We start from the raw sequence: 25,098 nt of genomic DNA on the forward strand, positions 1-25,098 counted from the left end.
CTTCCTGGGCAAAAAGACCGGATAGCGGGTGCGATTTACTGCCCTCGTCCCAAGCGAAATATCGGAATCGTTTCACGGAAACGATAATGCGCCGCTGAGATCTTGGTCTTTTGCGCATACAAGTGCGTATATCGCTGAGATAGAGAGTAATTTTCTTGCGATTTTCAGAAGGTTACTCATTCAATTCGAGTCCTCTCCCGGAACCAAAACAAGGTTTTCCGTGATAAATAGGAGTCCGATTCATCAAAAAACATTTTCGACGTACTACCAAATTCTGTTTCTTGCGGTCCAGCGTCAAACATGGCGATCCGAGTGCAAACGGGTACATTCTTGAGCACACAGAAGTTCGAGCTCAAGAGACGTACTCACGAGTCTTGGGAGGCTGTGCCAACGCTAGGACGCTTGCCTCTGGATTCGTAGCAATCCAGCCGTCCAGCATATCTGCCCACGCCTGGAGCATCGCCCTCCTCTGCTCTGCATACTCCGCCTTGTTATAGACCGCGCGCACGCCACGCTGTTCGTGAGCGAGACATTTCTCGATCCAGTCGGTGTTGAACCCTGCTTCGTGCAACAGCGTGCTGGCTGTCCGACGCAGATCGTGCACCGTGAAAGGATCAAAATCTGCCCCGTCGTCGCGCATCAGCTTGACCGTGCTGTCGATAACACGGTTCAGGGTCGCCGCACTTATTGGGGAAGCCGTCTCATAGCGGCCGGGATGCACGTACGAACTCGCTCCGAAGCACGTCTTGAATGCAACCAGAATGTCCAAAGCCTGTTGGCTCAGATAGACAATGTGGGGGCGACCGGCCTTCATCCGTTCCTTCGGAATTGTCCAGACTGCGGCGTTGAAATCTATCTCACCCCACATCGCCAGAATGAACTCGGACTTGCGCACCAGCGTGAGCAGCATGAATCTGATAGCAAGACGCAGCGTAGGCATCGTCGGCGTCCGTTCCAGTGCACTGAAAAAGACGTGGATTTCGGCAGGCGACAGTGCCCGATCACGCGGCTTGAAGCTGGCGATGGCAGACGGGCGGATGGCCTCCGCAGGATTGTCCACCTTTAGTCCCCGCGCCTGCACGAAACGGTAGACCTGCAGAACGATGTCGCGCGCCTGCACGGCAGGGGCCGCGGCGCCCCTCTCCTTGATCTTCTCGCAGCGCGCCATTAGTCGTGCGGGCGTGATCTCTTCCAACTTCAGCCGGCCAAATTCCGACGCGAGATTCCGCTGGTATACCGATTTGCGCATCGCTCGTGTTGAGTCGGCAAGGGCAGTCTCCACAAAGTATTTCTCCGCCCACTTACCAAACGTCAGTGCCTCGGTCGCCTCGACCCGTTTCCCGACTTTCGCACGTGAAGGACTTTCTCCGCGTTGGGTTGCTCCGTAGGCTTGATCGCGTAGAAGCCGGGCTTCCGGGAGGCTGATAGCCATTCCGAATCCGAGTTCGTCTGGCTTGCGTGGCTTCCGTGCGGAAAGTGATGGATCGTACCGACCGATAACCAGGGTTTCCCGGCGACCGTTCAACCGGTAGTCGTACCGGAAGCTCACCGCGCCTGACGGCGTCACCGCCGCATAGAGCCCCCGTTGATCGGTGACCTTATAGATTCTTTCGGCAGGCTTCAGCGCTCGCAACTGCATGTCGGTGAGCATAAGAACTCCTCGAACGTATACCGTCAGCCGATACCGTCATACCGCTTTGACGGTATCGGACGAGGCCGTCCGAGGGAGAAATGCCGATACCGTCAACGATACCGACATTTCCTTCGGGCACTGTCCGGATTGCAACGGATCGAATCGGACAGTAACCCCATGTTTTTTAACGGAAAAACAGGGAAAACCGGCGCTCCCGGGACGGCTTGGGAGCAGTCTAAATCATTCCCGCTCAATGACCGCCTGAACTGTGCGCCGCGCCACGTCCAGCACGTCATGGCCGCCGATTACTCGTGAGAAGGGCCGCCCCTAGCTAGGTCGGACTTCGAGGACGGCGGTGTGGTCGTCGGTATCTCGAACCGATTCACCGCCCGAAGTCACTACGCCGAATGAGTCCTCGCGAGGATTTCCAGGGAAAGGCGCTTGCCGACCCGATATAGATAGTCCGTTCCGCTTTCATCGATACTGGTGGGACTGGCAGCTCGCTGCCAGTCAATGCGGAACATGCACCCGTGGACTACGAATAAGTCGACCCAAACGCCTGGACGATTGCCGCTTTAGCTTCGAGTCCACGGGTGCGCTTGCGTCCGATAACGAATACTCAGGGTTCGCCGTCACACCGGCTCACTATATTGCCTTCGCTGAACGCAAGCATGCATGTCCCTACCGGGTAATCTATCACTTGCGGAGGTTCGCATGGCGCCGCTATCGAATCAGCATTTCAAGGCTTTTGTCGGCATCGACTGGGCCGATACCAAACATGACATCTGCCTGCAGCAGGCTGGCGACGACAGGCGCGAGTTCGACTGCATTCCTCACCAGGTTACACGCATCGATGAATGGGCAAAGGTATTACATCGGCGCTTTGGTGGCCCCATCGCGATCGCGCTTGAGCTGGCCAGAGGGCCGATCGTCTCTGTGTTGCAGAAACATGCGTTCTTCACACTGTTCCCGGTCAATCCCGCAATGCTTGCGAAGTACCGTGAGGCGTTCAAACCGAGCCGGGCCAAGGACGATCCCACCGATGCCGAGCTGGCACTCGACCTGCTGCTGCGCCATCCTGAGCGGTTCAGCCCGCTCAGGCCGCAGAGCGCCGGCATGCGTTCCTTGCTGAGCCTGATCGAACAGCGTCGTGAACTGGTCGGCGACAAGACCCGGTTCACCAACCGGCTAACCAACGCACTCAAGCAGTATTACCCTCAACCCCTGGAATGGTTCGACGATATCGACACGGTACTGTTCTGTGATTTCCTGACCCGCTGGCCAACTCTGCCAGCAGTCAGGCGCGCGAGCAGAAAGACCCTTGAAACGTTCTTCCATGCGCACAACTGTCGGCGGGCCAAACTGATTGAGGGACGTCTGGAGTCGATCCGTTGTGCTGCATCGCTCACTGATGATCCCGGGATCGTTGCGCCTCACCGCTTGCTCGCATTGATGTTGGTTTCGCAACTGCGCACAGCGCTCGCCGCGATCGACGTGTTCGACAAGGAGATCGCGGCAGTCGCACGCACACTGCCCGACTTCGACCTGTTTGACAGCTTGCCCGGCGCAGGTCCGCATCTGACACCGCGCCTGCTGGCTGCATTCGGTGAGCAACGTGACCGCTTCAGCGGCGCTGATGAACTGCAGAAGTACTCCGGCATCGCGCCGGTCACCGAGCGCAGCGGCAAGAAGTGCTGGGTGCACTGGCGCTGGCAATGCCCGACCTTCCTGCGCCAGACCTTCGTCGAATGGGCCGGCCAGACCATCAACAAATCGTTCTGGGCCGGCGCCTATTACCGGCAACAGCGGGCGAAGGGCAGCTCGTATCAGGCCGCCGTGAGGGCGTTGGCGTTCAAGTGGATACGGATCCTCTACCGCTGCTGGCAGACCGGCACACGATACGACGAGAGCGTCTACCTCAACGCCCTCAGGAAGCGTGGTTCGTCACTCCTCAGGAACCTCGAACTTCCGGGGTAACCCGTTCCGGTCGACGATGACGCAGCTGGTTCCGGGGCCGTGGGTTGCCTCCATTTGACGTGATGTCGCGAGTTGTCCACGGCCGGCCGGCGGGTCGCCTGTTATGACCATGACGCTGGCCGGCGGTGGGCAACTCGCCAGGTGGGCGCGCGACGTTTCTTCGACATACGCCGTTTCATGAATGAGCGACGCCCGAGACTACAGGGTCAAGGATGTGGGCTGCACATGCCCTCGGAAAAACCTTGACGGACTGCCTCAGGGCGTGAAGCGGAAATACAAGGCATCGAATTCGACGGCCGAAAGCGGTCGTTCAATTTTCGAAATGACCGGCATCGGCAAAGGGAAGCGAAGCACGAGAGAAGATGCTCACGCATCCACCGAGACCGGGCAGAATCTAGTCCAGATAGAAACCCGAAGCTACAAGGCCTGGAACTCCATTGATCTTGACTGCCTTCACATAGGTCCATTTATGTGAAGGCTGAGTCTGCCCGGGCCTCAGGAACATGTAATCGACCCAGCCCGATCCCTTCGTTTCCGCCGTCTGAATCATCGCGTCGTGAAACAGTTTGCCGTTGGTGTCTTTCTGACCGCTAACGTTGGTGCCCTCACGGGCTGGGAAGGCCGGATTCAACAAGACATTTGCTTTCAGATCGTAGACGAACAGATAGGTGTCCCCTTGGAACCACTCGCTGCCTTTCACTCTGAACTCGGTAAACGCGGCCTTACCTTTGGCGTCAATCAGTGCCGCGGCTTTGTCGACCAACGCTTCGGTTTGTTTCGTTTTCTCCGACGCCGGGGGCGATGACTGAGAAAATGCAGGCGAGACCGAGCAGAACAATCCAGCCAGCAGCAAGATGCTCGTAAGGAGAGCTTTCCCGTTCATAGCGCTACCTCCGACTTCTACAACGCGCGTTGTTTCGTGCGTCGGTTGCTCTTCCTGGCCTGGGATGGTGGCGATGGATTTGGCCAGCCTCTGCGCGAAATCGCGCGTATATCGCGAATTTCAGGACGCATGCCGCTTTCAGCGACTAGTCCAGCCAATCGAATGACGACCTTTCCGCGACCTCGTGGCGTTTCGCGATAGGCTCGGCGAAGGCCCCACAAGCGCCACCTGCAGAAGTGAAGCACCCACTCCGCATCTAAAGACACTAGTAGGCGAAGCCCAGCCCCGTCATGCTCGTTTTCCCGCATCGCATCGGCGACTTGACGTGGCGCTAGCGACCGCAGCTAACAGTAGTCAACCGATATAGATAGTCCGTTCCGCTTTCATCGATACTGGTGGGACTGGCAGCTCGCTGCCAGTCAATGCGGAACATGCACCCGTGGACTACGAATAAGTCGACCCAAACGCCTGGACGATTGCCGCTTTAGCTTCGAGTCCACGGGTGCGCTTGCGTCCGATAACGAATACTCAGGGTTCGCCGTCACACCGGCTCACTATATTGCCTTCGCTGAACGCAAGCATGCATGTCCCTACCGGGTAATCTATCACTTGCGGAGGTTCGCATGGCGCCGCTATCGAATCAGCATTTCAAGGCTTTTGTCGGCATCGACTGGGCCGATACCAAACATGACATCTGCCTGCAGCAGGCTGGCGACGACAGGCGCGAGTTCGACTGCATTCCTCACCAGGTTACACGCATCGATGAATGGGCAAAGGTATTACATCGGCGCTTTGGTGGCCCCATCGCGATCGCGCTTGAGCTGGCCAGAGGGCCGATCGTCTCTGTGTTGCAGAAACATGCGTTCTTCACACTGTTCCCGGTCAATCCCGCAATGCTTGCGAAGTACCGTGAGGCGTTCAAACCGAGCCGGGCCAAGGACGATCCCACCGATGCCGAGCTGGCACTCGACCTGCTGCTGCGCCATCCTGAGCGGTTCAGCCCGCTCAGGCCGCAGAGCGCCGGCATGCGTTCCTTGCTGAGCCTGATCGAACAGCGTCGTGAACTGGTCGGCGACAAGACCCGGTTCACCAACCGGCTAACCAACGCACTCAAGCAGTATTACCCTCAACCCCTGGAATGGTTCGACGATATCGACACGGTACTGTTCTGTGATTTCCTGACCCGCTGGCCAACTCTGCCAGCAGTCAGGCGCGCGAGCAGAAAGACCCTTGAAACGTTCTTCCATGCGCACAACTGTCGGCGGGCCAAACTGATTGAGGGACGTCTGGAGTCGATCCGTTGTGCTGCATCGCTCACTGATGATCCCGGGATCGTTGCGCCTCACCGCTTGCTCGCATTGATGTTGGTTTCGCAACTGCGCACAGCGCTCGCCGCGATCGACGTGTTCGACAAGGAGATCGCGGCAGTCGCACGCACACTGCCCGACTTCGACCTGTTTGACAGCTTGCCCGGCGCAGGTCCGCATCTGACACCGCGCCTGCTGGCTGCATTCGGTGAGCAACGTGACCGCTTCAGCGGCGCTGATGAACTGCAGAAGTACTCCGGCATCGCGCCGGTCACCGAGCGCAGCGGCAAGAAGTGCTGGGTGCACTGGCGCTGGCAATGCCCGACCTTCCTGCGCCAGACCTTCGTCGAATGGGCCGGCCAGACCATCAACAAATCGTTCTGGGCCGGCGCCTATTACCGGCAACAGCGGGCGAAGGGCAGCTCGTATCAGGCCGCCGTGAGGGCGTTGGCGTTCAAGTGGATACGGATCCTCTACCGCTGCTGGCAGACCGGCACACGATACGACGAGAGCGTCTACCTCAACGCCCTCAGGAAGCGTGGTTCGTCACTCCTCAGGAACCTCGAACTTCCGGGGTAACCCGTTCCGGTCGACGATGACGCAGCTGGTTCCGGGGCCGTGGGTTGCCTCCATTTGACGTGATGTCGCGAGTTGTCCACGGCCGGCCGGCGGGTCGCCTGTTATGACCATGACGCTGGCCGGCGGTGGGCAACTCGCCAGGTGGGCGCGCGACGTTTCTTCGACATACGCCGTTTCATGAATGAGCGACGCCCGAGACTACAGGGTCAAGGATGTGGGCTGCACATGCCCTCGGAAAAACCTTGACGGACTGCCTCAGGGCGTGAAGCGGCCGGTCGCGACTGGAGCGGCCGGTCGCGACTGGCGGAAAATGGCCGGATTCTGTCCGACGACGCTCGGCGGGAGTCGGCCCCTTCCCGTCCCCAGTTAGTTTCTGCGAATGCCGCCACTGCCCTCCAGAGCGACCGCTCTGCCCCGCCGCCGCTCGAACGCAACTCGACGTCACCGATTTGTGTCCCCGCCTGTCCATGCTCACAAAGGACTGTTCTGCGCATATTGAGCGAGCCGCTTGTCGATCCATCCCCGGTTCCTGGTGGCTTGTCACCCTCACCAGGTGCTATGTTAAGCACTGCGGGAATAATGGCGACAATCAGTGAAGGAACAGGAATAATGGCGAAAATTATCAATCTCTACCGCTATCCAATCAAGGGTCTCTCTCCCGAGCCCTTGACGGAAATGGCCGTCAGCCACGGGCAAGGACTGTCCTTCGACCGCGCATTCGCGCTGGCGCTCGGCACGACGCGTTTCGATCCGGAAGCCCCCGAGCCCCTCGACAAGGGCTATTTCCTGATGCTGCGCAAGAATGAAAAGCTTGCCGCGCTGGCGACGCGGCTGGATCCAGAGACCGGCACGCTAACCATTCGCTATCGCGGTGAGCTTGTGCTTGAGGCGGCGACGACGAGTGCTGCGGGCCGCGAGGCGATAGAGGATTTCATGGCGGCTTATCTGGGCGAAGCGACTGAAGGCCGCCCCCGCCTAGTCTCGGCCGCAGGCCACAAATTCACGGATGTCAGCGTGGTCTCGCCGGTCATGATGAAAGCGATCTCGGTGATCAACCTGGCCTCCGTGCGGGCGCTTGAGGAGGCGACCGGGACTTCCGTGCACCCCCTGCGCTTCCGCGCCAACATCTATCTCGACGGCGTGCCTGCCTGGGCGGAGCTCAACTGGCTCGGTCGGGAAGTCGAGATTGGCGGGATACGCTTTCGCGGGGCCCTACCGACGCGGCGCTGTGCCGCCATCAACGTCAACCCCGAGAGCGCCACACGCGATGCCAATCTGCCGAAAGCGATCATGCAGCATTTCGGCCATGCCGATCTCGGCATTTATCTTGAGGTGCTGAGCGACGGCGTCTGTTCGGTCGGCGATGCGGTGACGGTCGCGGCCGCCGCCTGACGACGCCGGAGGGTAATCAGGGTTTCGAGATTCTGTTCGTCGGACCAGCGCTTTACTTCCGGCTTCCTTCGGATCCCAGGTTGCCCGCAGCACCGTTGCCTTTCGCTAACTTCCCCTTGTCGGGCCCGACGCGGTTTGGCCGAACCCGGAAGTTCGTCGCAAGCCGCACCGCCAACGGCGGCGAACTTCGGCTGTCGACCCGTTGCAGCCGGTCGAGCAGTCTCTGTTCTAAGGGTAGGTATCGGAGTGGAACGGTCATTCCGTGCCGTCGCCTGGCGGGCAAGTCATCGGCCTCTGCGGACGCTTAGACCCGTGAGTTGGTGAGGCGGCTTACGCCGTGCAAGGATGACGTCCTGCTCGACCCTCGAATTGCTCTCGAACTTAAGTTTGATTTCTCTATAAGCAATCAGCTTGTCGTTCACCAGATCGAAAGGAAGCGCCCGCAAGGTTAGGGATGGTGTTCAGAACTCGTTTTGCCGCACTGAGCCATCCACATAGGGCCGATGCGGTGGAAGCGGTGCGGCACCTGGCTCGAATGCAGCGCTACGTTCGGCATAAGGAAGGCGCCGATTGCCTGCCCGCGCGGGCGGCTTTTGCGCTCATGCAGCGGCCTCGCGCATCAGTCGTTCGCGCGTCATCCACAGATTGCTTAGAGCGAACAGCGTGTGCAACTCTGCGGGTTCTTCATCAAGCCGCGATAGCGCACCTTTAGATGCCACCGTGCGCGGCGATGAACATGGCGACGGCCGACCGGCAATAGGATTCGATTTCGTTGTCATCCTCTGCTCTCGCCTCATCGAAGCGTGCGACAAGCAGAAGATCGGATCCTTTGAAAAGCGCGGCAAACAAGCGGGCGGATCGGAGAGCATCGGGTACGTTCAGAATCGCTTTCGCGTGCAACTGACGCAACACGGCCTCGATTTGGGCGATGACATGGGCGGGCCCGGCTTCGTAATGGAGCTTGCTTAACGACTTTTGATTCGTCTTGTCGGCCAAAACCATGGCTTCGACACTGCGGACGTCCGGGCTCAACAGCGTGCGAAGCAGGGATGATCCCACCGCCATGAGCTGATCTTCGGCTGAACCGTCGACGCTTTCAGAAAGGGCCTGGGGTGCAAATTGATGGCAGTGGGCCACCATGGCCGCGCTGAACAGCGCCTCCTTGTTCTCGAAGTGCCGATAGATGCTGAGCTTGGATATCTTCGCCCGCTGCGCGACCTTGTCCATGGTCGTCGCTTGAAAACCCAATTCCACAAAGAGTTCGCAGGCGGCGTCGACGATCGTTTGGCGAAGCGCCTCGTTGGCGGGCCGGCCGCGCCGGCTCTGGCTGTTTTCGGTCACAACAATTCCAGTACTTGACAGTATTCAAATTCTTGCACTACGATACCACGCAGTATCTTAAATGTGCAAGCCAAGGATAGGTTTCAACCAGTTGCCCAAATCAGGTTTCCCCGGGGCGCCTGGCGATATCGAATGCGGGATTGTGGGGCCGATCAATACAGATCCTATGAAGCATCCAGGTCGTCGACTGGCTAACGCCTAAAATCGGCGTACCGAGGTTTGCTCACGGGAGAGCATCATGCGTACAGATCAGGGATACACGCGTACTGCGGAACCGGCGCTGGCGGTGTCACTCGAACTCGCTGCGGCGAAGTGGAAGGTAGCGTTGCACGACGGGCAGCGGGAGCAGCCGGCGGTGTACACCGTAGCGCAACCGCAAGCCCCCGCGCGCCTACAGGCCGTGCTGGAAGTGATCGAACAACAGAAGCTGAAGTGGTCGCTGCCCGCGGGCGTGCACCTTGTCGTGAGTTATGAAGCCGGCCAGGACGCGTTCTGGATCTATCGGGCGCTACGGGCACGCGGTATCGAGTGTCATGTGGTCGATCCAGCGAGCATTCCGGTCGAGCGCCACAAGCGGCGTGCCAAGACTGACCGGCTTGATGCAATCAGGCTGGTGATCAGCCTGCGCGCGTGGCTGCGCGGCGAGCGCGACCGCATGCACGTGGTGCACGTGCCATCACCGCAGGACGAAGCGTCCCGCCATCTGATGCGCGACCGAGGGGAACTGCAGAAAGAGGTGCTACAGCATCGTGACCGGATGCGCAAACTGCTTGTCACGCTAGGCTGCTGGGATGAGGTTGACCACAAGGCCTTCGCCGCCCGCCTCGCCCGTGACCAGGTGCGGTGTCACGACGGTGCGCCACTGCCGCGCGAGCTGCGGGAGCGGCTGCTGCGCGAGTGCGAACGGCTGGCGCTGGCCGTGCAGCAACTCGCGGCACTCGAGAAAACGCAACACGCTGGCCTGCCCGCACCCGCACGCGAAAGGATCGATCTTCTGACGCAGCTAAATGGCATTGGCCCGGTGGGTGGCTCGCGTCTGGCGCTCGAGCTGTTCTGGCGGGACTTCCATAACCGGCGCGAAGTTGGGGCCTGCGTAGGGCTGGTTCCACAACCCTACGACAGTGGCGAGAGCCAGGTGGACCAGGGGATCAGCAGGCAGGGCAACCGTCGCGTGCGCGCACTGCTGATTGAGATGGCGTGGTGCTGGATCCGTTACCAGCCTGGCAGTGCACTGACGCAGTGGTTCAACCAGCGCACGCAAGGCACGGGACCGAATCGCCGCGTGCGGCGCATTGCGATCGTCGCACTAGCACGACGCCTCGCGATCGCGCTGTGGCGTTACTTGCAGGACGGCGTGATACCCGAAGGCGCACAACTGAAGTCAGTCTGAGCCCGAAAGGTATCGCGACAACGCAATCAAGGGTGGAACGATACCTGTCGATAGAGAGTTTGAAGTGAACATGCCCGTGTTGATGGCGGGTTGCTAACGCGACCGATTAAACAGATGGGGCATGCTCCCGGAACAGGTTCCGGCGTAACGCGCATAAAGGATGAGGCTGGCCATACGCCAGCGGATAGAAGTTGGTGAGACGTTGCTGTCTTACGCGCGCGATAAGCGGCTTCAGGCTAACGACGTTGACCGGACTGTAGCCATGGTTGAAGTTGAGGGCGGTGGGAATCCGCCGGACTATGCCGCGAAAATGCGGCTTGTATGGCGGCGAGCGCCATCACTCGCGCTTGCCGCCATACGCCAGCATGTCACCACTTTGCAGCGAGGAGAAAGAGACTTGACCCATCCTTTGTAAGCCAGTTCGCGAATGGCCTTGACAACTTTCTGCTCATAGAAGCCATCAGCAACTTTCTCGCCAATGCCGAAGCCCTACTCGCTGACCGTCTCAAGCGCGTATCGCTGGACGATATTGCACACCACGCCCAGCCCACCCCTCCAATCACAACACGGAGCCCATCACCATGGATGACGTCATCATCATCGGCGGCAGCTTTGCCGGCCTCGCCGCCGCCCTGCAGCTCGGCCGTGCCCGCCGCAAGGTCACGGTTCTCGATACCGGCCGGCCGCGCAACCGCTTTGCAGGCCACTCGCATGGCTTGCTCGGCCACGATCACAAGCCACCGCTGGACATCCTGGTCGAGGCGCGGCAGCAGTTGTCGCGCTATCCAACGATCAGGCTGGTCAATGCCCGGGCCGAGAGCGTGTTTGGCGCCATCGACGATTTCTGCGTCGTCACTGACGATAACGAAAGCCTGAGGGCGCACCGCCTGATCCTGAGCTATGGCGTCGCCGACCAGATGCCTGATGTTCCGGGCTTTGCCGAAAGCTGGGGCACGTCCATCGTGCCCTGCCCCTATTGCGACGGCTTTGAAGTCGCCGGCCAGCATTGGGGCCTCGTCTGGTCCAGCCCGCAGTCGCACCAGTCTGCCAGGCTGTTCCGCGATTGGACGGACAAGCTGACTGTCTTCGCCGATGGTCATGACATTGCGCCCGATATCCAAGTCGATCTGGCGCGTCGCAACATACCTGTCGTCGATGGCCGGATCGTCGAGATCGCCCATCACAAGGGCCATATCAACACCGTCAATCTCGATACCCGCCGCAATGTCGCGGTCGACGTCCTGTTCGCCCATCCGCGCAACAAGCCGTCCGCACGCCTGCATGAATCACTGGGCCTCGCCACGGTCGATACGCCCACCGGCATCGTCCTCAAAGTCGACGAGCGCCGCCAAACCAGCATGCCCGGCATCTACGCCGCTGGCGACCTCGCCACGCCCTTCTTGCCCTCGGTCACCCAGGCTTCATCGCAGGGCGCGATGGCGGGTATCTTCGCCCAGCAGTCGATGGTGGTTTGAGAGCACAGATCCCTGCTCTTGTTGCGTCGTCGCCTTCGAAAAGGTTGGCGTAAATCGACGCGGCGAAAGGCGGATCGTCGAGTCAAGGAGATGACATGGCAAAGCAAAGTGCTGATCAGGTGGGTGACTGGAATGGTCAAAGCGGGGAGCGCTGGGTCGCCAACCAGGCCCGGCTCGACGCTCTGGTGGCGGTGTTCGGCCAGGCCGCGATCGAAGCCGCCGCGCCCGCGACGGGTGAGCGCGTGCTGGACATCGGCTGCGGCGCGGGTGCGTCAAGTCTGGCTCTGGCCGCTCGCGTCGGCGCGGGGGGCCAAGTGCTGGGCGTGGACATATCCGAACCGCTGATCGATCGAGCGCGCGCGCTTGCGCGCCACGATACGCCGGCCCTGTTTCAGGTGGCCGACGCCAGCAGCGCAGAGCTGCCCGAAGGCGCGTTCGACATTCTGTTCTCGCGTTTCGGCGTGATGTTTTTCCCCGATCCGACAGCGGCGTTCGCCCATATGCGACGCGCGCTCCGGCCGGGCGGCCGGGTCGCTTTCGTCTGCTGGCGCGGTGCGGCCGAGAACGATTGGATGCGACTGCCGGTGGGCGCGCTCAAGGACATCGTCCCGCCGAGCGCGCTCCCCGATCCCGAAGCGCCCGGCCCGTTTTCGTTCGGCGACCGGGAGCACGTGGCGCGCATCCTGACGGCGGCCGGTTTCACCGAAATCGTTATCTCGCCCTTCGACGCGGCCGTCCCATTCGGCGAGGGCGAAACGCGGGACGCGGCGATCGACGACGCAGTGAGGATGACGCTTGAGGTCGGCCCGCTGTCGCGTGCGCTCGCTGGTCAGCCCGACGACATCCGCGCCCGTGCCTCCGCCGCAGTTCGTGCCGCCTTCGCGAGCCTCCCCGGCGAGGGGTCGGTGATGATCAACGGCGCGGCATGGGTCGTCATGGCACGAAATCCGGCAAGCTGACAGGGATTAACAGGGGAGATGCCTCCGCTCGGTGGAACAGGGCGTCTTTGGCCGGCCAGATTGATGTCCCTTCTGGCCGCTGAACGAGCGCTCGCCTTGCGACAATCAGATGGCCGGTTGCGAAGCAGAGCCGACGCCTGAGCGGCCTTCCGGCGGCGCATGTGACCGGCAGTTTGTGGCCGACTGCCGCCCGACGCGGTCGGCCGAACCCGACCCATCAGAGACATCGGGGGCGGGATTCTGCATACGTCTCACACCAGACCATTCTCAGACGTTCAACGTCATTGTCTGAACTCCAGCACAGACATAGCGATGCGCTCCCCAGCACGCGGGCATCAAGGCGTCGATAGCCCAGATCGACTCGCTTCGGTCTCCGATCGTCTGCGTGACGGGCAGTTCCACCAACATCGCGCCAGGCTAATGTTCCACTTGCCACCGCAGCACTGGATGCGTGGCGCCGGTCGGCATGACCCACGCGCCGTTCGGCCCGAAGTCCCAGCCGACGAAGCTGGCGGGGTTGCTCATCTGGGCTGTGGTGAGCCCGTTGGATGCAGGTAGATTGCCGCCGCCCGACGGTTGCCCGGTGGTCTGAACGTCCCAGTAAACGTCGGCGCCAAGGCCACCCGAGCAGCCTGCGCAGATGCCGCCCATCCCCAATCCGTTGCCGCTGATAACGCGACCTGTCGCGAAAGATTGCGTTATGACGCCGTAGCTGGAGGTGGCGTAGTTGTAGTTGTTCGCCATCAGTCCGCCACCACCGCCGTGCGTCAAAAAGCCTGTGACGGAGCCGGTCGCATACGACTCGTCGATGCTTCCATAGTTGGTGCTAACCAGTCCGGCCGCTACGCCACCGGTCCGAACCGTAGCGCTGCTTCCCGAGCGCTCGATCAGCCCGAAGTTCGTCCCAACGAGCCCTGACAGTGGTGCATAGAAGCAATCGCAGCTGTTCGCGCCAGAGGTGAACGTATTGACTACAGTGCCGTGATTGTTAATAGCCAGGAGGCCAATTCCATAGTAAAACCCAGTGTCGTTGGCGAGCGGGTGGGCGTCGACTTTCAAATCGCGCACGACGCCGTGTTGCCCGATATCGCCGAAGATGGCGTCGAGGCTCGGCGAAAGATTCGAAACGATATGCCACATGCCGTCGAATTGACCGGTGAACAACGTGCTAATTGTGTACGGGGTAGTGCCCAGCGTGGTGAACGCGGCGTTGTTCGCTTCGATATCTTTTCCGAGTGCGTAGTTGCCGGTCATGTCGTTGCCGACCGCCTGAAAGTCCGCTACCGAATTGACGAGTCGATAGCCGGTGATCTGCGTAACCAGCCCGCTGTAAGCCGGAGCGGACCACGATGCATTGCCGACTAAGGTGCCGGGGCTGTAGGTACCGTTCATGTCGTAGAGCGCGCTGACGATGCCGGTGCTTGCCGACCAGTCGATGATGCCGTTATTCGCGATGCTGCCGCCGTTGTCGCTGCCCGTTGCATCAGCGCGCACGGCCAGATTGCCCGCCCCGTGGTTCGCGATCGTCGTGCCCGTCGTCACTGAGACGTTGTGATACGCGGCAAGCGTCAGCGAAGCGGCACCCTGCCAGATGAGGCTCGACGCAACGCTCAGATCGCCCGTTACGCCATTGGCGCCCGTTGTCGTAACCGCGACCGAGGTGCCCGCGTTCAGGCTGCGCTGCAACGCATGGGCGGCGGAGTCGTCGATCGTTAAGCCGGGCGTCGTCAGATTCCATTGGCCCGCATGAACCGCTGCATGTCTGCCGAATGCGAGTTGCGCCGCTTGCGTGTCGACCGTTCCGCCGCTGCCGTCCGCGTTGCTTGCGGCGATCTTGCCGAGCTGCCCGACACGACCGCTGTCGGCGACTAGCCACACATGGCCGTCGCGGCTGGCCGTGCCCGTCGCGCGGATGCGCATGCCGCCGCCTGCGAGCGCATACACGTTGCCGTCGGCGGCCTGCAAGCTGATCTGAGCGGCCGTTATCCGCCCCTTGTTGATGGCCGTGCCCTGACTGCCCGTCTGCACGAACACCTGCCTGCTGCTGCCCGAATCCTGCAGGAGCACCTGCCCGCCTGCGGCCAGCTCCGCCGTGCCGGTGGGCGCTGCCACGGTGCCGTCGTTGATGACTGCGTCCCGGGCAATCAGGAACACATCGCCGCCGCTGGAACTGATCCTGCCGAGGTTGATGACGCTTGCATCCGAGTTGCCTGAAAGCGTAAGCGGGCCGCTGCCTTTCATGAAGGCGTCGTCGCAGATATCCAGGGTGGACGCGACGAAGCGGCCACCTGTGCTGATCACGCCCGATGAGCCGACGACGATGCCCTGCGGATTGATCACATACAGGCTGCCCGTTGCACTGAGCCGGCCGAAGATAGCGGACGGCGAGCCGCCCGTCACCCGGTTCAGGGTCGCGCCCGAACCGTTGTCGAACGTCACGCTGTTGGTTTTACTGATCGAAAAGCTGTTCCAGTCGATCACGCCGCGTGTCGAACCCGGTTGCGTGATGACAAGGCCGTTTCCGTGCCCTGCTATCGCGCCCGCGCCAGCCACGTATGTGCCGCCTTGCGGAAGGGTGCCCGCCGCGAGCATCGCTTGCGAAAAGGATAGCCCCGTGAGCGAAATACCGATGGCGAACCACAGATGTCCGTCTGCTTGCCCGCGATGGAGTGCGCGTCGCGCGCGCCGGGATCGGTCTGGACGTGACATACAACCCCCTTTCCGCGAGAAGCGCGGAATGCTGCCGACCACCACGCACAGCCGACCGGGAACGCAATCGTCGCAGCGTATCAAGAATAGCCGCTGGAGTCGCCGATGCATGCCGATACCTCTGCTTTTTGCGCCTACTTGACTCGCCGTTTGTGGCCGCTTCTCGTGTGGCACCGTTTGACGCGCTTGCGAAATCGGCTCGAAACTGCTCGAAGGGCAGTGTGTTCCCGGCGAAGGTCGATGACCGTTTGCAATGCGATGCGACGTCTGAATGTCCGCCCGACGGCCGATCCCGGTCCGACGTCGGCCTCGCGCGAGCCAGGCCTGCTTGGCCGGTACGCGTTCGGCAGAACTCGACCCACTTCTGCCGTTCGACCTAGCGCGACATCAACGACTGCTTCCAAGCTACATCGGTCATCCGTGCTTTGTCGGGAGTCGTCAGCACGACCGGGACCGGCACACGGGTCTATGGTGATGAAGGAGGGCTCGCCAACCAGGCAATGTTCGCGGGACCAATCGGTCTCGGCTTCGCGCCCGACGGAAGCCTGTGCGTTGCTAATGGCTTCACTGTCAGACGCATTACCGGCTTTACCGAAAAGCGCGGCTGGGACTGTCGCGATGAACGCCGATATCACGGCGGCGATCGGGCATGGTAGCGCGAATAACGAGTCCGAATGTAGCTATCCTATCGCCGCAATCAGGCACGTTTGCATGCGGACTGGGCGCGCCTTGGTCTGCGAGAAATCTTGCCTGGCCGGACCTGCTGCCAAGGGATAAGTGCGCATGCGAATCCACTACCGAAGCGGCGCGAGCTATTGCAGAATGACCGCACGCTCGGTCAGTCTTTCGTCGAGCGAAAAAGGCATTGGAGACAAGCTGCAGATCACCGGCTCAGTTGGCCATCTTCGGACGTTCGTAGACATGCTCAGGCAGGCAGTCGGAGGCCGGCTTCCCCCCAATCTGTCGTTGCGATGCCACCAGCCGACGCGGCTGAGCCAGTTCTGCGTGCGCGCCCCAGTTCGCTGCAGCGCCTAGGGCGCTAGTTGCCAGCGCAGGATCGGGTGGGTCGCGCCCGCCGGTATGACCCACGTCCCGGTCTCACTGAAATCCCACGAGGCGTCAAAGCTGGCCGGATTGCTCATCTGTGCGGTCGTGAGCCCGTTGGACGCCGATAGCTGCGCGCCGTACCCGCTGCTCTTCGTTCGCGTTGTCGTCTCCTTGTCCCAGTAGACGTTGGACGCGAGCGGCACTCCAGCCGGTAAGCCCTGGAAGGCGACGATGCCGCCATAAGTGCCATAATCCGGGCCCTGGAACGTTGGTCCTCTGACTTCGCCCGACGCAAACGACTGCTCGATGAGGCCGGTATTCGAAAGAGCCAGTCCCCCAGCGCTGAATGGGCCGTACACTATCCCCGTTGCATACGACTGCGAAATCGTTCCGTCGTTAGCGCCGACCAGACCGCCACCGGAGCCATGATTGCCGCCGCTCACCGTCCCTGTCGCATAAGATTGCACGATGGTACCGCCGTTGCCACCGACGAGGCCGCCGAGCAGGCCGGCCGACCCGACGAACGCGCTGCTCCAAGAGCGCTCGATCAGGCCGACGTTGCGTCCCACCAGGCCGCCGAGCACCGCACCTTCGAACGCGCCAGAGCCGCGGTCGCCGGTAGTATAGGCGTAGGTAATCAAGCCCTGGTTCTCGCCGGCCAGAATGCCAAGCGGGATCCCGCCCGGGAAATAGATATGGGTCACGACCCGGGCGTTGGTCATCCCGACATTCCGCACGACACCGGTCGGCCCGATCGTGCCGAACAGTCCCGTCGCCGGCTGCTCGGTCGAGCTCTGATCGAACTGGGTGAACCTGTCGATCACGTGGCCCATCCCGTCGAACTGACCGGAAAATGGCGTGGTCGCATTGCCGAGCGAAGAGAAAGCGAAAGACGTATCGGTCGAACTGGCGTCGAGGTCTTTGCCGAGCGCATACGCGCCGCCGAGATCGCGCGCGATGTTCTGTAAATCGCCGACCGAATTGACCAGCTTGTAGCCGGTCACCTGGGTGATGAGACCGCTATACGGAGCTGCTGTCCACGCGCTATTCGCCACGATCATGCCGGGAGTGTAGCTGCCGTTCATGTCGTAGAGCGCGCTGATGATGCCGGTACTTTTCGACCAGTCGATAGTGCCGCCGTTGATCACGCTGCCGCCGTTGTCGATGCCGGAGGCGTCGGCGCGCAAGGTCAGATTGCCCGCGCCGTTGTTCGCGATCGTTGTGCCGCTCGCGACTGAGACATCGCGGTACGCGGCAAGCGTGAGCGAAGCCGGACCGGACCAGCGCAGGCTCGACGCGACGCCGAGGTCGCCCGTTGCACCGTTCGCGCCCGTCGTGGTCACGTCGACCGAAGTGCCCGCGTTCAGACTGCGCTGCAACGCATGCGCTGCGACATCATCGATGGTGAAAGCGGGCGTCGAGAGATTCCATTGGCCTGCATCGACCACCGCGTGCTTGCCGAACGTCAGTTGTGCCGCTTGTGTATCGACCGTTCCGCCGCTGCCGTCCGCGTTGCTTGCGGCGATCTTGCCGAGCTGCTCGACGCGGCCGCTGTCGGCGACCAGCCATACATGGCCGTCGCGGCTTGCCGTGCCCGTCGCGCGGATGCGCGTGCCGCCGCCTGCAAGCGCATACACGTTGCCATCGGCGGCCTGCAGGCTGACCTGCGCGGCGTTGATGGGCCCCCTGTTGACCACGGTGCCCTGACTGCCCGTCTGCACGAACACCTGCCTGCTGCTGGCCGAGTCCTGCAGCAGCACCGTCTCGCCGACAGCCAGTTCCGCCGTACCGTTGGGTGCGGTGATAGTGCCCGCGTTGATGGCGGCACGCCGTGCGATCAGGAACACATCCCCGCCGCTCGAACTGACCTTGCCCAGGTTGATTACGCTTGCAGCGGAGTCGCCCGAGAATGTAAGCGGGCTGCTCCCGGTCATGAATGCACAGTTGCAGACATCGAGCGTCGACGCGACGAAGCGGCCGCCCGTGCTGATCACGCCCGATGGGCCCACAACGATGCCCTGCGGATTGATCACATAGAGGCTTCCCGTTCCACTGAGCCTGCCGAGAATGGCCGACGGCGAGCCGCCCGTTACCCGGTTCAGCGTCGCGCCCGAGCCGTTATCGAACATCACGCTGTTGTGCCTGCCGATCGAAAAACTGTTCCAGTCGATCACGCCGCGCGTCGAACCGGGTTGCGTGATGACGAGACCGTTCCCGTTGCTGGCTATCGTGCCCGTGCCCGCCACATAAGTGCCGCCTCGTGGAAGTGTGCCCGCCGCGAGCGCCGCCTGGGTAAAGGACAGTCCGGTGAGCGCGCCGCCGATGACGAGCCACCGGCGTCCGTGTGACTGGCCACGGCGCGGTGCGCGTAGCGCGGGCCGAGGTAGTTTTAGATTTGACATACAACCCCCTTTCCGCGTGGGGCGCGGAATGGCTGACGACGACGCGCGAGCCGACCTGAAACGCGTTAGTCCCAGCGTCTGAAGAATAGCCGCTGGAGTCGCGAATGCATGCCGAGACCTCTGCTTTTTGCGCCTACTTGCCTCGCCGTTTATGGCCGCCTATCGTGTGGGATCTTTTGACGCGCTTGCGAAATCGGCTCGAAACTGCTCGACGGGCAATGTGTTCCCGGCGAAGGTCGATGACCGTTTGCAATGCGGATGCGACGTCTGACTGTCCGCCGACGGAGGAGGTGAATGACGCTTCATGGCCGGTCGCTGCCTCATAAGCCGTGTTGTCGTCCAGTGAGGCGTACCGCAACTGGACGTCGGGCCAGCCCTCGAAGCACGTCAGACTAGGCCAGTCGCACCGCAACAGCCATACAGCGAATCCGAAATGTCCGTATAATGCGCGCGCCTTACATAACTATTACTTATGAACCGGGGGATTGAATGAATGTTGACGAGGGAGTTTCACGTATCAAACGGATAACCCGAGGCCTGTACAAGGCTATCGCCATTCTTCTGTATGCCTATGGCGCAATAGCAATCGTCTTCGGTGTCGTTGCAGTTGCAGGCTGCATCCGCGAGACAGGCGGATACTCATTCTCAAAATTGCTGGACACTGTAGATCCGCTGTTCATGGGAATTGTCATTCTTCTCGTGACGAAAATGGCGACGTACATAATCGACGGCTTTATTACCCCCAAGGTCAAAAAGCCACGGCAGGAAGCTAACGCGGAGGTAAAACGATGAGCAATAAACATGACGTTGCGTCCGACGATGTTGTCCGCACCTTGTTGGTCGATAGGATCGCGGAGGCAGAGAAAAACATTCAGAACTTTAAAAATTTGATTGCGGTACTTCAACGCCAGCTCGCAGCGCTCGACGCAAAAACAAAGACCAGCGCAAGGAGCTAAAAGCCCATGAAATCGTGCCCGAAGTGCCGTTGGCCGAAACCCCGCTTTGGCTATGAGGGCCTTGCCGACCAGTTCTTCGAGCGATGCCCCGCGTGTGGCTTCACCGGCTTGGGCGCGAATTCGAGGGCGGTGACCGAGGTTTTATGGCAGACCGCCGACGCGCCGGACCAGCAGCAGGGAAAACTGACGATTCGGGGTGCCGTCAAGAAAGGGATTTTTCGTACGCCAAGCGCGCAAGGTGCGCGTTGCGAGCGTCGCTGATCGACCCTCAAGCGACATTCGATTTTCTCGATAACGGACACTCGAAAGAGGCTCAATCCCATACCTCACGAGTCCGCTCGATCGAAGGGTTAGGCCTCGGGTTGGTGGCAAACCGCTTCGATGTTGTGCCCGTCCGGACCAATGACAAAAGCCGCATAGTAGTTCGCGTGGTAGTGCGGGCGCAAACCAGGCGCACCATTATCTTTGCCACCCGCTTCCAGAGCCGCGCGATAGAAAGCGTCCACTTGCTGGCGATTCTCCGCCATGAAGGCCAGATGAAGTTGCGCCGGCTTCTCCTCGGTTTGGTACAGGCACAATGAAGTCTTATCTCCCGGCAGGCTAAGCTCGACACCGTACGTCGGCGGCCCCTCCGAGACAACAGCTACGCCGAGCGGTTCGAGTGCCTTGAGGAAGAACGCTTTGCTCGCTGCATAGTCACTGACTCCGAATTTGACGTGATCGAACATGAGTTCTCCCGCAGAGTGTGGGCCAATTATCGCGGATCTATACGGCCTCGTCGATCGGCCGAAATTGGCTGAGTGATGCCTCATGCGGATCGCATATCGTGTTCGACCTTGGACGGCGGCGATCGGCAGCACGCGACCCAGCTTGTGTGAAAACGCACGCTGATCGCCTAAACTGAAGTAACGCATTCAGGTCGGACGGGCACATGAAGCGATTCGTTGAAGGCAAAGACCGTAAGCAAGCTGTCTTGCTGCCCGAGTATCTTGAGGACTATGTGTCCGACGACAATCCAGTGCGCGTAGTCGAGATCTTTGTCGATGAGCTTGATCTTCATGAGCTCGGCTTTGACGGAACCGCTCCCGCAACGACGGGGCGCCCCTCATATCATCCGTCCGTACTGCTCAAGATTTATATCTATGGGTACCTGAACCGCATTCAGTCGAGTCGGCGTTTGGAGCGTGAGACTCAACGCAACATTGAGCTCATGTGGCTAACAGGCCGCCTTTCACCGGATTTCAAGACCATTGCCGACTTTCGCCGTGACAATGGCAAAGCGATCCGCAATGTATGCCGGCAATTCATCGTGTTGTGCCGTAACCTGGACCTGTTCACAAAGTCGATTGTGGCCATTGACGGCAGCAAGTTCAAAGCCGTCAACAATCGTGATCGCAACTTCACGAGTGGTAAGGTCCGGGCACGCATGCAGCAGATTGATGAGAGCATCGCGCGTTACCTTGCGGCGATGGAAACAGCGGACCGGACACAATCCGATGTCGCCGAGGCGAAGACGAGCCGCATCAGCGAAAAGATCAAGAAGCTCAGGCAGCAGATGCAAGACCTCAAGGCAATGGAGCAGCGACTGCGCGACTCACCCGATGGACAGGTCTCGTTGACTGATCCGGACGCGCGCTCCATGGCCACCAGCGGTCGGGGAACGGGGATGGTTGGCTACAACGTTCAGACAGCTGTTGATGCCACGTCGCATCTGATCGTGGCACATGAGGTCACCAATCTTGGCAATGATTGTAACCAGCTGACGAACATGGCCGGGCAGGCGCGAGCCGCTACCGGCATCGATAATCTGACCGTTGTTGCTGACCGAGGTTACTTCAAGGGCGAGGAAATCCTGCAATGCGACGAGGCGGGTATTACGGCCTTCGATCCCAAACCACTGACGTCGGGCAGTAAAGCAGATGGGTACTTCGGCAAGCAGGACTTTGTCTACGTTGCCGAAGATGATGAGTACCGTTGCCCAGCGCAACAGCGGCTCACCTGGCGTTTCACAAACATCGAACACGGTATGACGCTGCATTGCTACTCAAGTTCGGCTTGTGCTACCTGCGCAATCAGAAAGCAATGCACATCCGGAAAGCAGGCCCGCCGGATAAAGCGGTGGGAGCATGAGGGCGTAGTCGAAGCGATGCAGCAGCGACTCCACCAGAAGCCGGAGATGATGCGCATACGCCGTCAGACCGTGGAGCATCCGTTTGGCACGCTCAAGTTCTGGATGGGCGCGGCGCACTTCCTGATGAAGACACGCGAGCATGTCAGCACCGAAATGAGTCTGCATGTGCTCGCATACAATCTCAAGCGCGTCATGGCGATCTTAGGCACTGCGGCGCTAATGCAAAAGATGAGGGCCTGAGGAGAGGCCTTACATCAAACAGGCTGCACCGCGGCGAACCGGAGAGCTTCTGGGCTCGTCGGCGAATCTTCGCATTCTGACCGGCCTGAACGTCCTCCAACCACGCAGCGGGTTAAAACAGCCGCCAATGGCCGTGATCGACCCCGGACGGTCAGTTGAAACTCCCCCACTTATGGTCGCGCAAATTCCCCCACCCTGTGCAGCATGCATATTCCACGCAAATCGAGCGGCCATTCTGCGGCAAAGCGAGCAAGCATTCCACGCGAAACCGAGCAGGCATTCCACAACAAAGCGAGCGCTGCGGACATGGCGACGCGGGGTGAGTTTTTTTACTCCTTCCCGCCTTCGGCGGTCAAACTATTTCGGCGCTTGCGCATCGATTCGCCTGAGAGCGTGAAGCGATGCGCGTTGTGAACCAGCCGGTCGAGAATTGCATCAGCGAGCGTCGGATCTCCGATGGCAGCATGCCAGCTGTCGACTGGAATCTGGCTGGTGACGATCACCGAGCGCCGGCCGTGCCGGTCGTCGAGCACCTCCAGCAGATCGCGCCGCGCCGCATCTGACAGCGGTGCCATGGCCAGGTCATCCATGACGAGGATGTCGGTCTTGGCCAACTGTGCCAGCAGCTTTGCGTAGCCCCCACTGCCGTGCGCGATGGCCATCTCCTCGTTGAACTTCGGCATGCGCAGATAGCAGGCCGAGAAGCCCTGGCGACACGCCTGGTTGACCAGCGCGCATGCAAGCCAGCTTTTACCGAGCCCGGTTGGTGCGACCAGAATGATGTTCTGGTGCGCCCGTACCCATTCGCCAGTGAGCACCCGGGCGAGCAGCGCACGATCCAGTCCACGGGGCTCGCGGTAGTTGATGTCTTCGGGCACCGCGTCCGGGAAACGCAGCTTCGCGCGGCGTAGCCGCGCCGTGAGCAGGCGCGACTGACGTTCGCTTGCTTCCCGTTCGACGAGCAGCCCCAGGCGCTCCTCGAAGCCGAGCTGGTCGATGCTGCTCTGGGATTGCTGGTCGGCCAGCGCGGCGGCCATGCCGAACAGGCGCAACTCGTGCAGCCGCTCGACAGTTGGATGATGCAGCATGTCATGATCTCCTTTCAGTGGTAGTAAGACGGTCCACGCACGTTGGCATGCGCGAGCGGCAATTCGGTCTGGGCGGCGGCCGTGTCGGCCCTGTTCTCCAGACCGTTCTTCAGCGTCGAGGCGATGAACCGATAGCTCGGCGCTTTAAGATCAATGGCACGCTGGCAGGCGGCTTCCAGTCGCGCATGGCCATAGTCCTTGCCCATGCGCAGCACGCCCAGACAGGCGCGGTAAGCCTGCTGTGGATGCTGGCGACCGCCAAGCAGGTGTTCGATGACTGCGGCGGTGTGCGGGCCGATCTCCATGGCCCAGTTGATCAGCCGCTGCGGATTCCACTCGGTGGTCGCTGCCCGATGATTCGCCGGCATGTGGGCGGCGATCGTGGTGTGATGGCCGCGGCGCTCGCTCTTCGCGTGCGCGGCAATGCGCTGACCGCGCAGGAAGATCTCGACGGTCGTCTTCGTGTGGCGCACCTCCACCTGCTCGCGGGCGTGGCTGTATGAGACGGAGTAAAAGTGTTCGTCGAGCTCGACATGGTAATCAATGCCGACGCGAGCAACCTTCCACTGCGCATACTGGTAGGGTCTGTCTGGCAGCGGACGAAGTGCCGGACGATCAAGTTCCTCGAAGGCGCTGCGGCGGCAACCGGGCAGTTTCTTGAACGGCCTGTTGTTCAGTTCAACGAGGAGTGCCGCGATCGCGCGGTTGGCTTCGTCGAGGCTGAACAGCCGCTGGTTGCGCAGCCGTGCCAGAATCCAGCGCTGCGCCAGGAGCACCGACTGCTCGACCTTCGCTTTATCACGGGGCCGACGTTTGCGGGCTGGGATGATCGCCACGGAATAATGCGCGGCCATCTCTCCATAGGTCCGGTTCAGAACCGGATCGTAGAAGTCGGCTTTGTGCACGCCGGACCTCAGGTTGTCGGGGACCAGGATCTCGGGACAACCGCCAATGAAGTTCAAGGCGCGCACATGCGAGCCAATCCAGTCCTCAAGCTGCTGGGTCCAGGTGACTTCGGCGTAGGTGTAGTTTGATGCGCCGAGCGTCGCGACGAATACCTCTGCTTCACGGATCTCGCCGGTGTGCGGATCGACGATGCCCAACCTGTTACCCGAATAGTCGATGAACAGCTTCTCCCCGGGCGTGTGCGTCTGGCGAAGCGTGACCGGCAACGCTGCCGCCCATCGCTCGTAATACTTGCAGAACCAGCTGTAGCCGTAGCCTTCGGGCTCCTGCGCTTTGTACTCGTTCCATAGCAGGTCAAGCGTCACGCCTTTCCTGCCGAGCTCACGATGTACCATCGGCCAATTGGGCATCGGCCGTGTCCGGCTTGACGACGGCGGCGGCGGGAATAGCAGCGCATCCAACGCTGTCTCCTCCATCGTCATCGCCTTCTCGAAGTCCAGTTGTGCGCGCCGTACGCGATCCAGATAGTCCCAGACCGTCGCGCTCGATGCGCCTATCGTCGTCGCGATCTCACGCTGGCTACGCTGGCACACAAAGCGCAGGCGTAGCACTTCCTTGATTTGACGCATGGATAACCTTTTATTCGACATTCGCTCGCTCGACAAAATCGTCAAGCGTGCCAT

17 protein-coding genes and 1 pseudogene are annotated in these 25,098 nt (G+C 60.9%); 9 read left to right on the top strand and 9 right to left on the bottom strand.

The genetic code is table 11. The annotated features are described in order from the left end of the window. Nucleotides 1-352 precede the first annotated feature (352 nt). The gene (locus tag OKW41_RS14155; RefSeq protein ID WP_429572906.1) at nucleotides 353-1,651 is read right to left on the bottom strand and encodes a tyrosine-type recombinase/integrase; all 1,299 of its coding nucleotides are present in this window, start codon (nucleotides 1,649-1,651) and stop codon (nucleotides 353-355) included. 696 nt (nucleotides 1,652-2,347) lie between these two features. Here OKW41_RS14155 and OKW41_RS14160 point away from each other — a divergent pair. Then, a complete protein-coding gene (locus OKW41_RS14160; RefSeq protein ID WP_429443797.1) occupies nucleotides 2,348-3,610 on the top strand; it encodes an IS110 family transposase in 1,263 nt (420 codons plus the stop codon). Nucleotides 3,611-4,004: 394 nt separating this feature from the next. Here OKW41_RS14160 and OKW41_RS14165 read toward each other — a convergent pair whose 3' ends face one another. After that, nucleotides 4,005-4,493, bottom strand: coding sequence for a cache domain-containing protein (locus OKW41_RS14165; protein WP_429572907.1), 489 nt, complete (start codon nucleotides 4,491-4,493; stop codon nucleotides 4,005-4,007). 623 nt (nucleotides 4,494-5,116) lie between these two features. On the opposite strand from OKW41_RS14165, the gene OKW41_RS14170 reads away from it, so the two are divergent. Both OKW41_RS14170 and OKW41_RS14175 read left to right on the top strand, forming a co-directional pair. After that, a complete protein-coding gene (locus tag OKW41_RS14170; RefSeq protein WP_429443797.1) occupies nucleotides 5,117-6,379 on the top strand; it encodes an IS110 family transposase in 1,263 nt (420 codons plus the stop codon). 609 nt (nucleotides 6,380-6,988) lie between these two features. Then, nucleotides 6,989-7,771 (top strand): MOSC domain-containing protein, encoded by a 783-nt coding sequence (locus OKW41_RS14175; RefSeq protein WP_429572908.1) that lies wholly within the window; start codon nucleotides 6,989-6,991, stop codon nucleotides 7,769-7,771. A 599-nt stretch (nucleotides 7,772-8,370) separates the two neighbouring features. Here the strand turns inward: OKW41_RS14175 and OKW41_RS14180 are convergent. Both OKW41_RS14180 and OKW41_RS14185 read right to left on the bottom strand, forming a co-directional pair. Next, nucleotides 8,371-8,492 (bottom strand): annotated as a pseudogene (locus OKW41_RS14180) (IS5/IS1182 family transposase); the annotation flags it as partial. Beyond that, nucleotides 8,480-9,112 (bottom strand): TetR/AcrR family transcriptional regulator, encoded by a 633-nt coding sequence (locus OKW41_RS14185; RefSeq protein WP_018421953.1) that lies wholly within the window; start codon nucleotides 9,110-9,112, stop codon nucleotides 8,480-8,482. The gene OKW41_RS14185 and the pseudogene OKW41_RS14180, both read right to left, overlap by 13 nt. A 238-nt stretch (nucleotides 9,113-9,350) precedes the next feature. On the opposite strand from OKW41_RS14185, the gene OKW41_RS14190 reads away from it, so the two are divergent. From OKW41_RS14190 to OKW41_RS14200, 3 genes are all read left to right on the top strand, one after another. Continuing rightward, entirely contained in the window at nucleotides 9,351-10,502 is a 1,152-nt protein-coding gene (locus OKW41_RS14190; protein ID WP_429572786.1) for an IS110 family transposase, read from the top strand. Nucleotides 10,503-11,083: 581 nt separating this feature from the next. Continuing rightward, nucleotides 11,084-11,977 carry an NAD(P)/FAD-dependent oxidoreductase gene (locus OKW41_RS14195; protein WP_429572909.1) on the top strand — a complete coding sequence of 298 codons (894 nt, stop codon included), beginning with the start codon at nucleotides 11,084-11,086 and terminating at the stop codon, nucleotides 11,975-11,977. A gap of 95 nt (nucleotides 11,978-12,072) precedes the next feature. After that, on the top strand, nucleotides 12,073-12,936 hold the full coding sequence (locus tag OKW41_RS14200) for a class I SAM-dependent methyltransferase (RefSeq protein ID WP_026226061.1): 864 nt from the start codon (nucleotides 12,073-12,075) through the stop codon (nucleotides 12,934-12,936). A 417-nt stretch (nucleotides 12,937-13,353) separates the two neighbouring features. Here OKW41_RS14200 and OKW41_RS14205 read toward each other — a convergent pair whose 3' ends face one another. Together OKW41_RS14205 and OKW41_RS14210 are read right to left on the bottom strand one after the other, a co-directional pair. Further along, nucleotides 13,354-15,645 (bottom strand): filamentous hemagglutinin N-terminal domain-containing protein, encoded by a 2,292-nt coding sequence (locus tag OKW41_RS14205; protein WP_429572910.1) that lies wholly within the window; start codon nucleotides 15,643-15,645, stop codon nucleotides 13,354-13,356. A gap of 1,031 nt (nucleotides 15,646-16,676) precedes the next feature. Then, a complete protein-coding gene (locus OKW41_RS14210) occupies nucleotides 16,677-19,094 on the bottom strand; it encodes a filamentous hemagglutinin N-terminal domain-containing protein (protein ID WP_429572911.1) in 2,418 nt (805 codons plus the stop codon). 489 nt (nucleotides 19,095-19,583) lie between these two features. On the opposite strand from OKW41_RS14210, the gene OKW41_RS14215 reads away from it, so the two are divergent. Together OKW41_RS14215 and OKW41_RS14220 are read left to right on the top strand one after the other, a co-directional pair. Continuing rightward, complete coding sequence (locus OKW41_RS14215) at nucleotides 19,584-19,886, top strand: hypothetical protein (protein WP_429572912.1); 303 nt, start codon at nucleotides 19,584-19,586, stop codon at nucleotides 19,884-19,886. Beyond that, the gene (locus tag OKW41_RS14220; RefSeq protein ID WP_429572913.1) at nucleotides 19,883-20,050 is read left to right on the top strand and encodes a hypothetical protein; all 168 of its coding nucleotides are present in this window, start codon (nucleotides 19,883-19,885) and stop codon (nucleotides 20,048-20,050) included. The genes OKW41_RS14215 and OKW41_RS14220 overlap by 4 nt, the downstream gene beginning before the upstream one ends. A gap of 350 nt (nucleotides 20,051-20,400) precedes the next feature. Here the strand turns inward: OKW41_RS14220 and OKW41_RS14225 are convergent, their stop codons facing one another. Next, nucleotides 20,401-20,778 (bottom strand): VOC family protein, encoded by a 378-nt coding sequence (locus OKW41_RS14225; protein ID WP_429572914.1) that lies wholly within the window; start codon nucleotides 20,776-20,778, stop codon nucleotides 20,401-20,403. 203 nt (nucleotides 20,779-20,981) lie between these two features. On the opposite strand from OKW41_RS14225, the gene OKW41_RS14230 reads away from it, so the two are divergent. Beyond that, complete coding sequence (locus tag OKW41_RS14230; RefSeq protein ID WP_429572915.1) at nucleotides 20,982-22,421, top strand: IS1182 family transposase; 1,440 nt, start codon at nucleotides 20,982-20,984, stop codon at nucleotides 22,419-22,421. A 329-nt stretch (nucleotides 22,422-22,750) separates the two neighbouring features. Here OKW41_RS14230 and istB read toward each other — a convergent pair whose 3' ends face one another. Together istB and istA are read right to left on the bottom strand one after the other, a co-directional pair. After that, entirely contained in the window at nucleotides 22,751-23,509 is a 759-nt protein-coding gene (gene istB, locus OKW41_RS14235; RefSeq protein WP_429571338.1) for an IS21-like element helper ATPase IstB, read from the bottom strand. Between the two features lie 14 nt (nucleotides 23,510-23,523). Further along, the gene (istA, locus tag OKW41_RS14240; RefSeq protein ID WP_429571339.1) at nucleotides 23,524-25,065 is read right to left on the bottom strand and encodes an IS21 family transposase; all 1,542 of its coding nucleotides are present in this window, start codon (nucleotides 25,063-25,065) and stop codon (nucleotides 23,524-23,526) included. Nucleotides 25,066-25,098: the final 33 nt, after the last annotated feature.

The organism is Paraburkholderia sp. UCT70, assembly GCF_050434085.1.
GTDB lineage: Bacteria > Pseudomonadota > Gammaproteobacteria > Burkholderiales > Burkholderiaceae > Paraburkholderia > Paraburkholderia tuberum.

What these genes read in the sequence shown, in the direction of transcription:
- OKW41_RS14155 (WP_429572906.1), bottom strand. Translation starts at nt 1,651, where the DNA reads ATGCTCACCGACATGCAGTTGCGAGCGCTGAAGCCTGCCGAAAGAATC.
- OKW41_RS14160 (WP_429443797.1), top strand. Translation starts at nt 2,348, where the DNA reads ATGGCGCCGCTATCGAATCAGCATTTCAAGGCTTTTGTCGGCATCGAC.
- OKW41_RS14165 (WP_429572907.1), bottom strand. Translation starts at nt 4,493, where the DNA reads ATGAACGGGAAAGCTCTCCTTACGAGCATCTTGCTGCTGGCTGGATTG.
- OKW41_RS14170 (WP_429443797.1), top strand. Translation starts at nt 5,117, where the DNA reads ATGGCGCCGCTATCGAATCAGCATTTCAAGGCTTTTGTCGGCATCGAC.
- OKW41_RS14175 (WP_429572908.1), top strand. Translation starts at nt 6,989, where the DNA reads ATGGCGAAAATTATCAATCTCTACCGCTATCCAATCAAGGGTCTCTCT.
- OKW41_RS14190 (WP_429572786.1), top strand. Translation starts at nt 9,351, where the DNA reads ATGCGTACAGATCAGGGATACACGCGTACTGCGGAACCGGCGCTGGCG.
- OKW41_RS14195 (WP_429572909.1), top strand. Translation starts at nt 11,084, where the DNA reads ATGGATGACGTCATCATCATCGGCGGCAGCTTTGCCGGCCTCGCCGCC.
- OKW41_RS14200 (WP_026226061.1), top strand. Translation starts at nt 12,073, where the DNA reads ATGGCAAAGCAAAGTGCTGATCAGGTGGGTGACTGGAATGGTCAAAGC.
- OKW41_RS14205 (WP_429572910.1), bottom strand. Translation starts at nt 15,645, where the DNA reads ATGTCACGTCCAGACCGATCCCGGCGCGCGCGACGCGCACTCCATCGC.
- OKW41_RS14210 (WP_429572911.1), bottom strand. Translation starts at nt 19,094, where the DNA reads ATGTCAAATCTAAAACTACCTCGGCCCGCGCTACGCGCACCGCGCCGT.
- OKW41_RS14215 (WP_429572912.1), top strand. Translation starts at nt 19,584, where the DNA reads ATGAATGTTGACGAGGGAGTTTCACGTATCAAACGGATAACCCGAGGC.
- OKW41_RS14220 (WP_429572913.1), top strand. Translation starts at nt 19,883, where the DNA reads ATGAGCAATAAACATGACGTTGCGTCCGACGATGTTGTCCGCACCTTG.
- OKW41_RS14225 (WP_429572914.1), bottom strand. Translation starts at nt 20,778, where the DNA reads ATGTTCGATCACGTCAAATTCGGAGTCAGTGACTATGCAGCGAGCAAA.
- OKW41_RS14230 (WP_429572915.1), top strand. Translation starts at nt 20,982, where the DNA reads ATGAAGCGATTCGTTGAAGGCAAAGACCGTAAGCAAGCTGTCTTGCTG.
- istB (WP_429571338.1), bottom strand. Translation starts at nt 23,509, where the DNA reads ATGCTGCATCATCCAACTGTCGAGCGGCTGCACGAGTTGCGCCTGTTC.
- istA (WP_429571339.1), bottom strand. Translation starts at nt 25,065, where the DNA reads ATGTCGAATAAAAGGTTATCCATGCGTCAAATCAAGGAAGTGCTACGC.